The organism is Streptomyces sp. NPDC088794 (genome assembly GCF_044750545.1).
GTDB lineage: Bacteria > Actinomycetota > Actinomycetes > Streptomycetales > Streptomycetaceae > Streptomyces.
On record NZ_JBIVKB010000003.1, the window covers coordinates 204,535 to 216,906 of the forward strand.

The window sequence follows — 12,372 nt, forward strand, 5'->3', positions numbered from 1 at the left end:
CCTCGCCCTCGCCCTCACCCTCGCCCTCACCCTCACCCTCACCCTCACCCTCACCCGGTTGACCATCTCAGTCAATTCTGATTAAGTCATCATCAAGAGGAGGCTCCCCCCAGGACCCGCAGTACCGCACGGCCAACCCGTCCCCGGATGCGGCCTCATCGGACATCGGAGCCCTCCTCCCCCAGCGGCGGCGGGCACTCTGCCCGGCGATGTCGTTCGCCCTTCCTGTATCGGAACGACGACGTCGGCGACCCGTGGGCCGGTCGGTCACCCACTCCCCGAGGTTGATCCCATGTCCCACCACCTCGACACCCCTCTCGCGGCACAAAGCGGTCAGTTGTTCATCGACGACCTGTACGTGTTTCCCGGCGTGAACAGCACCGTGTTCGTCGTGGACGTCAACTCCGACATCACCGGCAAGTACGCCACGCCCGGTTTCCATCCGGAGGCCCGCTACGAATTCAAGGTGCACTTCGGCGGAGCGGACCACGAGGAGCTGACCTACCGGTTCTCCTTCTCGGAGCCGGATGCCAACGGCGACCAGACCTACCAACTGCGCGAACTCACCGGCACCGTCGCCCAGGGAGACCTCGCCGACGCTCCGGTGCTCGCCCAAGGTCGTACCGACAACACCGTCGAGGTTGGCGGAGTACGGACGTACGCCGGGCGGGTCTCGGACTCCTTCTACATCGACCTGTCACTGCTGGCCCGGGTCAACTCGGCCGTCGCCGACGGCACCGCCCCGCAACTGGCCGACTGGGATCCGAAGGCGGCCTCGAACAGCTTCACCGGGACCACGGTCGAGACGATCGTTCTCGAAGTCCCCCACACCCACCCCGCGCTGCACCCGGGCGCCCGTATCGGAGTGTGGGCCGCGACCAAACTGGCCACCGACGCCGGAGGTTGGCGGCAGGTGAACCGTGCCGGGAACCCGATGATGTGGCCGATCTTCTGGCCCACGGACGTGGAGTTCACCAACCCGGCCAACACCCGCCATCCCAGCACGGACGTCGATGCGGCCGGCCGGCAGATCGCCGAACAGGTCGCCGCGGTGGTGCGCGCCGCCGGCACCTCGGCGGACCCCGCGGGCCACGGTCAACTGGTGGCTCAGCAGCTCTTCCCCGATGTCCTTCCCTATGTCGTGGGCACCCCGGCCGGCTACGGCCTCGCGGTGCGCAACGGCCGCACCCTGGCCGACAACGCTCCCGAGACGATGCTCTCCCTGGTCCTCAACACGGCCGTGCCCAGCGGTCTCGGCCCCTCGACCAGCCAGTCACTGCGTCGGCCGGACTTCCCCTACCTCGTACCCGCCTGAGCCACCCACCAACGGGGCCGGCAGCCGCCGGCCCCGACGCACGCCTCCGAGGAGCAGAACATGCCCCATGTCACCGTCGGACGCGAGAACACGGCGCCCATCGAGCTGTACTACGAGGACCACGGCCAGGGCCGTCCGGTCGTCCTGATCCACGGCTTCCCGCTCAGTGGCCGGGCCTGGGAACGCCAGGAGCGTGCCCTGCTCGCCGCCGGGCGCCGGGTCATCACCTACGACCGGCGCGGCTTCGGACGCTCCAGCAGGCCGAGCACCGGCTACGACTACGACACCTTCGCCGCCGACCTCGACCAGCTACTCACCGCCCTCGGGCTGGACGAGGTCGATCTGGCAGGTCACTCGATGGGCAGCGGCGAGATCGTCCGCTACCTGGGCACCTACGGCTCGGCCCGCATCCGCAGGGCCGCGATCGTCTCGGGAATCCCGCCCTACCTGCTCCGGACGCCGTAGACGCCCGACGGAGTACCGCAGGAAACCTTCGACGAGATCGCCGCCGCGCTGACGGCCGACCGGTTCGCCTACTTCACCCAGTGGAACAAGGACTTCTTCAACCTCGACGAGACACTCGGCACCAGGATCAGCGCCGAGGTGGTGCAGGACGCCTGGAACACCGCGGTCTCGGCCTCCCCGGTCGGCACGATCGCATGCGTCTCCACCTGGCACACCGACTTCCGCGACGACCTGCCGAAGATCGACATCCCGATCCTGATCCTCCACGGAACCGCCGACCGGATCCTGCCGATCGCCGCGTGCGGCCCCCGCGCGCACGAGCTGATCAAGGACAGCCGCTACGTCCCGATCGAGGGCGCCGGACACGGCCTGTGCTGGACCCACGCGAACGAAGTCAACGAGCCTTTGCTGGACTTCCTGACCTAGACCCTGACATCTGTCAGGGACACGACGTCCAAGGCGCGGTCTACCGTTCGAGGCGCTGGCTCGGAGACCTTCTGGCCGCTACGACAACTCGGGAAGAACAACACGATCGCTCCGTCGAGTATCCGTAGTAGCTGTTGTGACGACATGACGGCGATCCCGGCAGGCGGGCATTACGGCAAAGAGCGGATCTACGGGATCCGTTCGCCCTTGGCCAGCGAGAAGACATGCACCGCATCCGAAGGAGTGCCATGCATCTACGCATTCGTACCGCCTCCACGCTGGCCGTGGCCGCCTCGTTCATCGGACTCGTCGGACTGGCCCCGCCGGTGGCCGCCTCGCAGACCCCGCAGACACCGGAGGGCAAGTACTGCACCGTGGTCGTGGAGTCGGTGAAGCCGGGCGAGAAGGCTTCCCGAGTGAAGAGCCGGACCTGTTCCGACGACCGGGCGACGGCAGCAGCGGCGCGCAACACCGCTCGCACACCGCTCATGTCCTGGTACGAGCACGCCAACTACGGCGGCGGCTCGACCATGGTGTTCGGCGACTACGGCCCCTGCGACCTGTCGGGCTACGTGCTGAACACCGGCCTGTGGAGCAGGTCGATCTCGTTGTTCAGGACGTTCAGCAGCTGCGACGGCCAGCAGGCCACCCGCAATGACGGCGATGGCCCCTACCTCTACTGGGGTTATGACACGCCCTACGTGGGCGATTTCGCGAACGACGACATCTACTCCTTCTGGATCTACAACCTGCCCTAGCATCACCATTTCCCTTGGGTACGGCTGCTGGTGGCGCGAAAACGCGAAAGTGCCTTCCTGAACTGGAGCGATGAACCTTGCTTGCCGTCAGCCGGTGGGGAAATAGTGGCCGTTGTCCAAATCGGTGAGCAGGCCGGGCTGAGCGGGTTCCCAGCCGAGGGTGCGGCGGGTGACGAGGTTGGACGCCGGGTAGTTCTGCGTGACTATGTTCGCGAGGAACCCGAAGTATCCCGGCACCATCAGTACGTCCGCGGGAACGCTCACGGCGGGCAGGCTCAGACGGCTGCCGATGGCCCCGGCTATTTCGCGGAGCGGGATCGCCCCGTCCCCGACCGCGTGCCAGTATCTGCCGGCCGGCCCCTTCTCCAGCGCCAAGCGGAACAAGGAAGCGACATCGCGGACGTGCACGGCGTTCCACTGGTTCGTGCCGTCTCCGGGGTAGCCGACGAAGCCTTTCTCTTTCGCGAGCGCGATCAGCGCGGGGAGGAAGCCGGCACGGTCGGTCGTGCTGTGCGCGATGTTGGCGATCCGCACGACCGAAGACCGAACTCCCCGTTCGGCGAGGCCGACTACGGCGGTCTCCACGACGTTGCGAACCCGCAGGGTGCCCTTGTACTCGTCGCCGCCGGGAAGGGCCGGGTCCTCCTCGGTGACCGGCCGGCCCAGATTCCCGGGCGAGCCTATGCTCCCTGCCGCGACCAGCGGCTTTCCGGTTCCCGCCAGTGCCTCGCCGTACGCGAGCATGATCGGAAGCTCCGCGGCGGCCACGGCGTCGATCCCGCCGGAGGGAAGGAGATCCTGCCGGTGCGCGACGTGGATGACGCCGTCGGAGTCCGCGGCCGCCTCCTTGAGCCCGTCGAGATCTTCGAGGTCGCCGCGACGCACCTTCGCGCCGAGCGCGGACACCGCCGCCGCGGCCGTGTCCGACCGGGCCAGGCCGGTGACCTCATGTCCGGCGGCGATCAGCTCCGGGATGATGTACGAACCGGAATGGCCGGTGCCGCCAGTGACGAAAACGCGCACGCTGCTGCTCCTTGTGAATGATGTGGCGCGAGAAGTGGTGGTGCGGGTGTGCGCTCAGCTGAGAATGCTGACGCCGAGGAAGAAATTGGTGTGCTTGAGGGAGTGGGTGACGAGGCCCAGCTGCAACAGGGCGACGTTCTCCAGCGTCCGAGCCATTGCCAGCTGCCCGGTGTCCATCGGGCGCAGTCCCAAGCTCTCGATGAATGCCGACACACGTGCTTTTGCCTGCGCGTCGTCGCCCGCGATGAACACGTCCAATGGGCGACCCTCGGCCGGGCCAGCCGCCAGAACATGGGAGAACAGGGTGTTGAACGCCTTGACGACATGCGCGCCGGCGGGGGCGGCCTTGGCGATCTCCTGCGCGCCGGAACTGCCGTCGGGGGTGACAAAGCCCTGGAAATCCGGGGAGACGGGGTTGGTGATGTCGATGATGACCTTGCCGTGCAGTGCGTCCCCGTATTCGCTCACCACCGCCGCCGCGCTGGCATACGGCACCGCGAGGACGACAATGTCCCCGGTCGGGGCGGCGCCGGCGGTCCCGACGGTGGCGCCGTCGAGCGCGGCGGCGAATTCCTTGGCCTTCGCCCCGTCGCGGCCGATGATCTCGACGGCGTTGCCGCCCGAGAGCGCCCGCTCGGCGATGGCGCCGGCCATGTTCCCCAGGCCGATAATGGTGATGCTACTCATTGGTGAGCCTGCTTTCTGAAGCGGGATGTCGAATTCTTATGTCTAATTCAATTCGGCCCCATTGGGTACCTATTCAGGTTGCCATTGACCTGAGCGGGGTGTCCAAGACCTCTTTTAATCGCGGTGATACCGTGAAGGCATCACCGGACCGGGAGGCGCCATGGATCTGGACCTGCGCAAACTGCGCTACTTCGTCGCCGTGGCCGACCGGTTGCACTTCGGCCGGGCCGCCGATGAGCTGCATATCGCGCAGCCGGTGCTCAGCCGGCAGATCCGCGCACTGGAGCAGGATCTCGGCGCCTCGCTGTTCACCAGGGATCGCCACGGCGTAGCCCTGACCGACGCGGGCCGACAACTGCTGGCCGACGCCGGTCCCCTGCTCGCCTCCGCGCACGCGGCCCGCCGCCGGGTGACCGTGGCCGCCCGCGGGAGCCGGCGGCTGATGGTCGGTTTCCGGGCCGGCATCCCGGTCATCCCGGCGGCGCGGGCGTTCGAGGCCCGGCACCCGGACGTGGTCGTGGACGTACAGCGGATCGAAGGGGACGACCAGGCCCCGATGCTGCTCGACGGCCGTATCGACGTCGGCTACGTGCGGCTACCCATCGACGAGGCCGGCCTGCGCGTCACCCCGCTGTACACCGAGCCGCGGGTTGTCGTGCTGCCCGCCGGCCACCGGTTGGCCGGCAAGGAGGAGGTCACCGAGGCCGACCTGGCCGGCGAACCGCTGGTCTGGCATGCCGACCCGAGCACGCAGCCCACCAGGCGTCCGCACCCCAACGCCGGGTACGTGGTGCGCGGGGTGGACGAGACGCTCGAGCATGTCGCCGCCGGCCGGGGCATCGCGTTCCTGGCCCGTTCGACGACCGTGTTCTACTCACATCCGGACGTCATCTACGTACCCATCCCCGATCTGGCGCCCGATCAGGTGTGCCTCGCGGTGGCGGAATCGCACACCTCGCCGTTGGTCGACGACTTCCTCACGGCGGCCCAGGCGACGGCCGAGATCACGGCAGAATGCGGGAACTATGAAATGTGGCAGCTTGGCGGCGATGCCGTTTCAAAGCACGGTTGAGCGGTCCGGCTGACAACAATGGGCATCGTCGCGCGGCCGCTTCCAGGATGACGAAAATCATGAGCCACCCGTCGTCACACTGACGTTGACGATGCGCGCGGCTGGTATTCAGCCGTTGGCGACGTCGTAGGCCAGATCTCCGCCCAGTTCGCGGGATGCCTGGGCCTGGGCGAGGAGTTCCCTGGCCTTGGCTTCGACGCCTTGGATGGCATCGGCGCCGGCGACGAAGCGCAGCAGCGGCTTTTCCTGGTCGGCGATGGTCAGCAGGGCGCGGGCGAGCTTGGCGGGGTCGCCGGTCTGCTGACCGTTCATGCTTTTCCAGGCCGCGATGGTGGCCGTGGTGCGCTCGACGTAGTCGTCGATCGTCGGCTCGGGCCAGGTGGTCGAAGCGTCCACGAGGAGTTCAGTGCGGAAGAAGCCCGGTTCCACGACCGTCGTGTGGATGCCGTAGGGCTCGACGTCGTAGCGCAGCGACTCCATCCATCCCTCCACGCCGAACTTGGAGGCGGCGTACGCGACGCAGAATTCCTGACCGATCAGACCGGCGGAGGAGGAGAGCGTGATCACGTGCCCGGCACGCTGTTCGCGCATGACGGGCAGCACGGCGCGGGTGACGTTCATGGGTCCGAAGAGGTTGGTCTCGATCTGCCGGCGCATCTGCGCGGGTGTGATCTCTTCGAAGTATCCGGCGAAGAAATTACCGGCGTTGTTGATGAGGACGTCGACGCGGCCGAAGCGGTCGACGGCGGCCTGCGCGGCGGCCTCGGCGTCCTCCAGGCTGGTGACGTCCAGTTTGGTGACCAACAGGTTGTCCTGGGGTCCGCCCAGAGCCTGCTCGATCTGATCGGGGCGGCGGCCGGTGGCGACGACCTGGTGGCCCGCGGCGAGGGCCTCGCGGACGATGTCCGTGCCCAGACCGCGTCCGGCACCGGTGACGAGAATGACCTTGCTCATGAGGAGTTCCTTTCAGATGCCGTGATCAGGCATCCGGTGTTGTGCGGCGTCCCGGCGCGTGGCCGGGCCGGGACGCGAGGGACGATTCAGGCTTGGTCGGTGGGCATGATCCACAGCTCGCCGATGGAGGCGTGGCGGGGCCTGGTGACCATGTAGGTGACGCCGTCGGCGATGTCGTCGGGGGCGAGGACCGCGGTCTGCTGGTAGAGTGCGCCGATCGCCTCGCGAACCTCGGGCTTGTGGTCGTTGTGCGAGCCCAACTCGGTGTCCACACCGCCCGGTTCGAGGACGCCGACGCGGACGTGCCGCTGGGTGACCTCTTGGCGCAGGGACTCGGTGAAGCCGTTCACGCCAAACTTGGTGAGGTTGTAGACGCCGTACCCGCTCCATGCGATCCGGCCGGCGATCGAGCTGATGTTGACGATGTCGGCGACCTGGCGCGGGCCCTCGTCGGCTGACTTGAGCAGGTGCGGGAGAGCGGCGCGGGTGGTGTGGAGCAGGCCCTGGACGTTGACGGCGATCATCCGCTCCCACTCCTCGACGTCCGCACCGACGACCGGGCCCGAGCATCAGGCCGGCGTTGTTGACCAGGGTGTCCAGTCGTCCGAAGTGCTCGACGGACCGCTGTACGGCCGCTTCGGCCTGAGCGCGGTCGGTGATGTCGGCCCCCACCGCCAGCGCGGTGCCGCCCCTCTTCTCGATCTCGACAGCCAGGTCGTCCAGCCGGTCCTTGCAGCGGGCCACGAGCGCTACGGAGGCGCCGTGTTCGGCCAGCCGACGGGCGGTGGCGGCGCCGATACCGCTGCTCGCGCCGGTGACGAGCGCGACGGTGCCGCTCAGATCCAATGGGGTCGGGGAGCTCATGGGGTGTCCTGTTCTCTGGTCGGGGCGCTTGCTGCGGTGGGCCCGTAATCCAGGCAACCACCCGCTCCCCCCGCCCAGGCCGCCACAACGGGTACCCCTCCACCGGGGGTCCGGCAGTACCCCTTTGCGGACGGCCCACGGGTCAGGGCGGCCGTACGGTGGATTCATGGACCGCAGCACCGAGATCCGCGAGTTCCTGCGCACCCGCCGGGCCCGGGTCACCCCCGAGCAGGCCGGCCTCGCCCCGCACCGGGGCGTCCGCCGGGTCCCGGGGCTGCGCCGCGAGGAGGTCGCCCAGCTCGCCGGGGTCAGCGTCGACTACTACATCCGCCTGGAGCGCGGCCGGACACAGAGCGTCTCCGACGCCGTACTGGAGGCTGTCGCCCGCGCCCTCCAACTGGACGACACCGAACGCGCCCACCTCTTCGATCTGGCCCAGCCCACCACAACCCGCTCCCGCCGCGGACGGCCGCTCAGCCCGCAGCGGGTGCGTCCGGTCCTGTACCGGGCGCTGGACTCACTCGCCACTCCCGCGATCGTCCTGGGACGACGGATGGACGTTCTGGCGGCCAATCGGCTCGGCTACGCCCTCTTCACCGATTTCCAGGACCGTCCCCACCGCGAGCGCAACTTCGCCCGCTACGTCTTCCTCGACGAAGCCGCCCACGCCCTGTACGCCGACTACTGGGACACGGCCGCCGGTGACTGCGTGGCCACCCTGCACCTGTACGCCGGACGCCATCCCGACGACCCCCGACTCACCGAGCTGATCGGTGAGTTGTCCGTGCACAGCGACGTCTTCCGCCGTATGTGGGCCGACCACGACGTCCTCGCCCACACCACCGGCACCAAACGCCTCCACCACCCGCTGGTCGGCGACCTCACCCTCGACTACGTCGTCCTGGCCGTCGAGGGGGACCCCGACCAGAACCTCACCCTCCTCACCCCCGAACCCGCCTCACCCTCCGCGGACGCCCTCGACATCCTGGCCAGCTGGACGCACACGTCCGGCGGGCAGGTGGGCGAGGGGATCACGCGGAAAGGCTGAGCTTGAGGTCGGCAGACGGCCGGATCAGGCCGGGCGGATGTTCTGCGCGTGCTGGTCCTTCTGACCCGAACCGTACTTCCGAACCACGGCTGCTCCGGCGGCCGTTCGGATCACTTCGGTGGATGTGCCGCCGTCGGGGTGCTCACCGCAGAGCGGCATGCAGGCTCCGAGCGGACTCGTCGGCCTCTGTGCAAGAACGGGGTCTCGATGAGTGCGTACGACAGCAGAGCCATGACGAAGGTCAGCACCACCGTGGCCGACAGCCGACCGTCCACCACTCCGAGGGAGCCCAGCAGCCGGATGATCGGGTAGTGCCACAGGTAGATGCCGTAACTGAGGTTGCGGCCCACCCAGGCCAAAGGCGCCAGGGACAGGACTCGTGACAGCCAGGCCTCCGGGCGCAGTTCGAGCCCCATGACGAGCGTGGCGGACACCATGGCGACGGCCAGGAAACCGACGGTGTACCAGACTGGCGTCCAGGCGCTCTCGCCGCCGGTGACCGGCACCTTCCACGCGGTCAGGAACAGCAGGCCGAGCGCGGGCCAGGCCAGTCGACCGGCCCAGCCGCGCAACATGGCCAGCCGTGGATCGTCGGCGCGCAGCCGGGCCAGGACCACTGCCGCCAAAGCGCCGGCGAGCAGTTGGTCGGCGCGGGTGTCCGTGCCGTTGTAGATGCGGTGCGCCGCGTCGGGGTTCCACAGGTGCAATCGCCACAGCACCGGCAGCACGCACAAGGCCGCGGTGCACAGCAATACCGTACGGGCCTGGAATCGCCTGAGCAGGAACAGCAACGCCAGCGGCCACAGCAGGTAGAACTGCTCCTCCACGCTGAGCGACCATGTGTGCCCCAGCGGTCCGGTCAGGTCGGAGTACGGGCCGGGCTGCACGGCCCGCACGATGTTCACCACGAACGCCGCCGCGAGGCCAGCGGCCGGCCAAGCGCCGTCGAACGCCCGCAGTGACGTGGTCAGCGACAGCACCACGCACACCGCGCAGACCACCAGGAGGGCGGGGACGAGTCGGAGCCAGCGGCGCCGGTAGAAGCTCCACAGGCCGATGCCGCCCGTGCGCGCGTACTCGGCGAGCAGAAGCCTGGTGATGACGAAACCGCTGATGGTGAAGAAGACATCCACCGCGACCGAGCCGCCCGGCAACACGTCCGGCCTTACGTGGTAGACGAGAACCATCGCCACCGCGACGGTCCTCAGACCGTCCAGACCATTCACACGGCCGCGGTGCGCGGCCGCCGACGGGAAACCCCGGCCGGACGTCGCGCGTCTCGACGATCCCTCCGGTGCGGGTGAAGGATCTGAGGCATCCGGGTCCGCCACCCCCGCTTCCCGGTCGCCGGTCGTCGCCGGCACACTCCCTGACCTGCCCATGAAACGCATCGCCTCCCACCTGCCGACTGCACCGCTGGAAAGACTTCGTCTACCCAGCAACCTGCAGGTCACGCGGGTCGGCTTCCTCACGCACAGTCAAGTGGGCGGCCGACGACGAACTCCTTCCGGACGGGGAGGATCGCGGCGAACTGGTCTCTCAAGGGCCGGCAGGCTCACCACGGGAGGTGTCCAGACCGGTCGATGAGCTGTCCCGTCGGGCCGTCCTGGCCGATCGTCGCGAGGGTCACGACGGACTCCGCGCCGTCGGCGACGGCCGGGGCGAGGGAATGCCGAACCGGCCCTATCGCTCACCGACCTCCTGGTCGGCGGCTTCGTTGGCGCGGTCGATTTCGTTCATGTGCTCCTCCGCCCAGGTCCGCAGGCCCGCGAGCGCGACTTCCAGGGACAGCCCGAGTCCGGTGAGTCGGTAGAAGACCCGCGGCGGTACGGTCGGTTCGACCCGGCGCGTCACCAACCCGTCGCGGGTCAGGCCTCGCAGTGTCACGGACAGCATCTTCTGCGAGACGCCCGGCATCCGGCGTTTCAGCTCCGCGAAGCGCACCTCGTCCGGTGCGGCATCGGCGAGCGTCTTGACGGCCATGGACGTCCACTTCGTACCGATGCGGTCCAGCAACTGACGCGTCGGGCACTGGGGATCGAACAGATCGCCGCGCACCCCGCGACCGGCGGTCCGGGCTTCTTGGGCGGTCACCTGTGGCTCACCACCTTCCCTGAAAGTGCCGTCTAGGCGGCGGTCGGACGGTTACCTATCGTTTGGTGGTCACTAATGGTAACCAACCCCGGGAGGGGCCGTCATGCCCGCCACCACCTCACTCCAGCTCCGCCGCATCTCGACGAACGGCGTCCAATTCAACGTCGCCATCGCCGGGGACGGACCCGCAGTTCTCCTGCTGCACGGCTTCCCCCACACCTGGCAGCTCTGGAGCGGCATCATGGGCCGACTGGCCGGGCAGTACCGGGTCATCGCCCCGGACCTGCGAGGCTTCGGTGCCAGTTCACGAGCCGTCGAGGGGTACGACGCAGGCACCCTCGCCGCCGACGCCGAAGGGCTGCTCGGCGCACTCGGTGAGCCGTCGGCAGCAGTGGTGGGCATCGACGCGGGCGTCGCCCCCGCCGTCCTGCTCGCTCTGCGCCGCCCTGCCCTCGTCCGGCGCCTGGTCGTGATGGAGGCACTGCTCGGCCGCCTGCCCGGAGCAGAACACGTCGTCGCGGGCGGCGCCCCGTGGTGGTTCGGCTTCCACGCCGTCCCCGGCCTCGCCGAGACCGTCCTGGCCGGCAACGAGGCCCCGTACATCGACTGGTTCCTCGACTCGGGGACGCTCGGGCGAGGAGTACCCGACGACATCCGTGCGGCCTTCGTCCACGCGTTCACCGGGAGCGAGGCCCTGCGCTGCGCGTTCTCCTATTACCGGGCCCTGCCCACCAGCGCGCAGCAGATACAGGACGCCGTCGCGACGGCTCGACTGACGATGCCCACGATGGCCGTCGGCTCTCACCCCGTCGGCACCGGGCTTGAACGCCAACTCCGTCCCATCGCCGATGACTTGGTCGGACACCACCTCCAGGACTGCGGCCACATCATCCCCCTCGACCGCCCCGACGCATTGATCGCGCTCCTTGCTCCCTTCCTCTCTGCCGATCTCGTTCCCCAGCGTGCCTCCCCGCGCGACCTCTTGGCGTCCGCGAGGCAGTGCAGCGGCACCTAGCGCATGGCGATCTGCGCGGCGGCCTCCTCCAGGTCGGTGACGGTCCCCGACATGATCGTCCGTACGTGCCTGGTGATGTGCTGTACGGGCCAGTCCCACCACGCCACGGCGAGGAGCCGGGCGATGTCAGCGGTGTCGTAGCGGGTGCGGATGAGCCGGGCGGGGTTGCCGCCGACGATGCCGTAGTCAGGGACGTCGCCGGTGACCATCGCGCCGGCGGCGATGATCGCGCCGTGACCGATGCGCACACCGGGCATGACCGTGGCGCCGTGGCCGAACCACACGTCGTTGCCGACGACCGTGTCGCCCCGCCCGGGCAGGCCGGTGATCAGGTCGAAGTGCTCGGCCCAGGAACCCCCCATGGTGGGGAACGGGAAGGTGGAAGGACCGTCCATACGGTGGTTGGCGCCGTTCATGATGAACCGGGTGCCCGTCCCCAGCGCGCAGTACTTGCCGATGACCAGCCGCTCGGGACCGTAGTGGTACAGGACGTTACGCGTCTCGAACGCGGTCGGGTCGTCCGGGTCGTCGTAGTAGGAGAAGTCACCGACCTCGATCAGCGGCGACTGCACCAACGGCTTGAGCAGAACCACGCGCGGGTGCCCGGGCATCGGGTGGAGCACGGTGGGGTCGGCGGGAACGGGCGGCATC

Annotated in this window: 12 protein-coding genes and 2 pseudogenes; 6 read left to right on the forward strand and 8 right to left on the reverse strand. The window is 68.6% G+C overall.

Annotated features, from left to right (window positions below; translation table 11 throughout):
* Window positions 1-292: 292 nt before the first annotated feature.
* From ACIP6U_RS09930 to ACIP6U_RS09940, 3 genes and pseudogenes are all read left to right on the forward strand, one after another.
* Window positions 293-1,315 carry a DUF4331 family protein gene (locus ACIP6U_RS09930; protein ID WP_401714666.1) on the forward strand — a complete coding sequence of 341 codons (1,023 nt, stop codon included), beginning with the start codon at window positions 293-295 and terminating at the stop codon, window positions 1,313-1,315.
* Window positions 1,316-1,375: 60 nt separating this feature from the next.
* Window positions 1,376-2,206, forward strand: a pseudogene (locus ACIP6U_RS09935) (alpha/beta fold hydrolase).
* A 248-nt stretch (window positions 2,207-2,454) separates the two neighbouring features.
* Complete coding sequence (locus tag ACIP6U_RS09940; RefSeq protein WP_401714667.1) at window positions 2,455-2,964, forward strand: hypothetical protein; 510 nt, start codon at window positions 2,455-2,457, stop codon at window positions 2,962-2,964.
* Between the two features lie 87 nt (window positions 2,965-3,051).
* On the opposite strand, the gene ACIP6U_RS09945 is transcribed toward ACIP6U_RS09940, so the two are convergent.
* Together ACIP6U_RS09945 and ACIP6U_RS09950 are read right to left on the reverse strand one after the other, a co-directional pair.
* Window positions 3,052-3,987 (reverse strand): SDR family oxidoreductase, encoded by a 936-nt coding sequence (locus ACIP6U_RS09945; RefSeq protein WP_401714668.1) that lies wholly within the window; start codon window positions 3,985-3,987, stop codon window positions 3,052-3,054.
* A gap of 54 nt (window positions 3,988-4,041) precedes the next feature.
* A complete protein-coding gene (locus ACIP6U_RS09950; protein WP_401714670.1) occupies window positions 4,042-4,674 on the reverse strand; it encodes an NADPH-dependent F420 reductase in 633 nt (210 codons plus the stop codon).
* 160 nt (window positions 4,675-4,834) lie between these two features.
* Between ACIP6U_RS09950 and ACIP6U_RS09955 the strand changes: the two genes are divergently transcribed.
* Window positions 4,835-5,746 (forward strand): LysR family transcriptional regulator, encoded by a 912-nt coding sequence (locus tag ACIP6U_RS09955; RefSeq protein WP_401714672.1) that lies wholly within the window; start codon window positions 4,835-4,837, stop codon window positions 5,744-5,746.
* A gap of 108 nt (window positions 5,747-5,854) precedes the next feature.
* Here ACIP6U_RS09955 and ACIP6U_RS09960 read toward each other — a convergent pair whose 3' ends face one another.
* From ACIP6U_RS09960 to ACIP6U_RS09970, 3 genes and pseudogenes are all read right to left on the reverse strand, one after another.
* Window positions 5,855-6,700 (reverse strand): SDR family oxidoreductase, encoded by an 846-nt coding sequence (locus ACIP6U_RS09960; protein WP_401714674.1) that lies wholly within the window; start codon window positions 6,698-6,700, stop codon window positions 5,855-5,857.
* An 86-nt stretch (window positions 6,701-6,786) separates the two neighbouring features.
* Complete coding sequence (locus ACIP6U_RS09965; RefSeq protein ID WP_401714675.1) at window positions 6,787-7,224, reverse strand: SDR family NAD(P)-dependent oxidoreductase; 438 nt, start codon at window positions 7,222-7,224, stop codon at window positions 6,787-6,789.
* A 103-nt stretch (window positions 7,225-7,327) separates the two neighbouring features.
* Window positions 7,328-7,732 (reverse strand): annotated as a pseudogene (locus tag ACIP6U_RS09970) (SDR family NAD(P)-dependent oxidoreductase); the annotation flags it as partial.
* Here ACIP6U_RS09970 and ACIP6U_RS09975 point away from each other — a divergent pair.
* Entirely contained in the window at window positions 7,731-8,612 is an 882-nt protein-coding gene (locus ACIP6U_RS09975; protein WP_401714677.1) for a helix-turn-helix transcriptional regulator, read from the forward strand. The pseudogene ACIP6U_RS09970 and the gene ACIP6U_RS09975 sit on opposite strands and share 2 nt — an antisense overlap.
* Before the next feature lie 110 nt (window positions 8,613-8,722).
* Here the strand turns inward: ACIP6U_RS09975 and ACIP6U_RS09980 are convergent, their stop codons facing one another.
* Complete coding sequence (locus ACIP6U_RS09980) at window positions 8,723-9,838, reverse strand: acyltransferase family protein (protein WP_401714678.1); 1,116 nt, start codon at window positions 9,836-9,838, stop codon at window positions 8,723-8,725.
* A 457-nt stretch (window positions 9,839-10,295) separates the two neighbouring features.
* Window positions 10,296-10,706, reverse strand: coding sequence for a winged helix-turn-helix transcriptional regulator (locus ACIP6U_RS09985; RefSeq protein ID WP_401714679.1), 411 nt, complete (start codon window positions 10,704-10,706; stop codon window positions 10,296-10,298).
* 103 nt (window positions 10,707-10,809) lie between these two features.
* Here ACIP6U_RS09985 and ACIP6U_RS09990 point away from each other — a divergent pair, with 103 nt between their 5' ends.
* Window positions 10,810-11,721 carry an alpha/beta fold hydrolase gene (locus tag ACIP6U_RS09990; protein WP_401714681.1) on the forward strand — a complete coding sequence of 304 codons (912 nt, stop codon included), beginning with the start codon at window positions 10,810-10,812 and terminating at the stop codon, window positions 11,719-11,721.
* On the opposite strand, the gene ACIP6U_RS09995 is transcribed toward ACIP6U_RS09990, so the two are convergent.
* Window positions 11,718-12,371 (reverse strand): CatB-related O-acetyltransferase, encoded by a 654-nt coding sequence (locus ACIP6U_RS09995; protein WP_401714683.1) that lies wholly within the window; start codon window positions 12,369-12,371, stop codon window positions 11,718-11,720. The two genes, ACIP6U_RS09990 and ACIP6U_RS09995, sit on opposite strands and share 4 nt — an antisense overlap.
* Between the last annotated feature and the right edge of the window lies 1 nt (window position 12,372).

What these genes read in the sequence shown, in the direction of transcription:
- ACIP6U_RS09930 (WP_401714666.1), top strand. Translation starts at nt 293, where the DNA reads ATGTCCCACCACCTCGACACCCCTCTCGCGGCACAAAGCGGTCAGTTG.
- ACIP6U_RS09940 (WP_401714667.1), top strand. Translation starts at nt 2,455, where the DNA reads ATGCATCTACGCATTCGTACCGCCTCCACGCTGGCCGTGGCCGCCTCG.
- ACIP6U_RS09950 (WP_401714670.1), bottom strand. Translation starts at nt 4,674, where the DNA reads ATGAGTAGCATCACCATTATCGGCCTGGGGAACATGGCCGGCGCCATC.
- ACIP6U_RS09955 (WP_401714672.1), top strand. Translation starts at nt 4,835, where the DNA reads ATGGATCTGGACCTGCGCAAACTGCGCTACTTCGTCGCCGTGGCCGAC.
- ACIP6U_RS09960 (WP_401714674.1), bottom strand. Translation starts at nt 6,700, where the DNA reads ATGAGCAAGGTCATTCTCGTCACCGGTGCCGGACGCGGTCTGGGCACG.
- ACIP6U_RS09965 (WP_401714675.1), bottom strand. Translation starts at nt 7,224, where the DNA reads ATGATCGCCGTCAACGTCCAGGGCCTGCTCCACACCACCCGCGCCGCT.
- ACIP6U_RS09975 (WP_401714677.1), top strand. Translation starts at nt 7,731, where the DNA reads ATGGACCGCAGCACCGAGATCCGCGAGTTCCTGCGCACCCGCCGGGCC.
- ACIP6U_RS09990 (WP_401714681.1), top strand. Translation starts at nt 10,810, where the DNA reads ATGCCCGCCACCACCTCACTCCAGCTCCGCCGCATCTCGACGAACGGC.
- ACIP6U_RS09995 (WP_401714683.1), bottom strand. Translation starts at nt 12,371, where the DNA reads ATGCCGCCCGTTCCCGCCGACCCCACCGTGCTCCACCCGATGCCCGGG.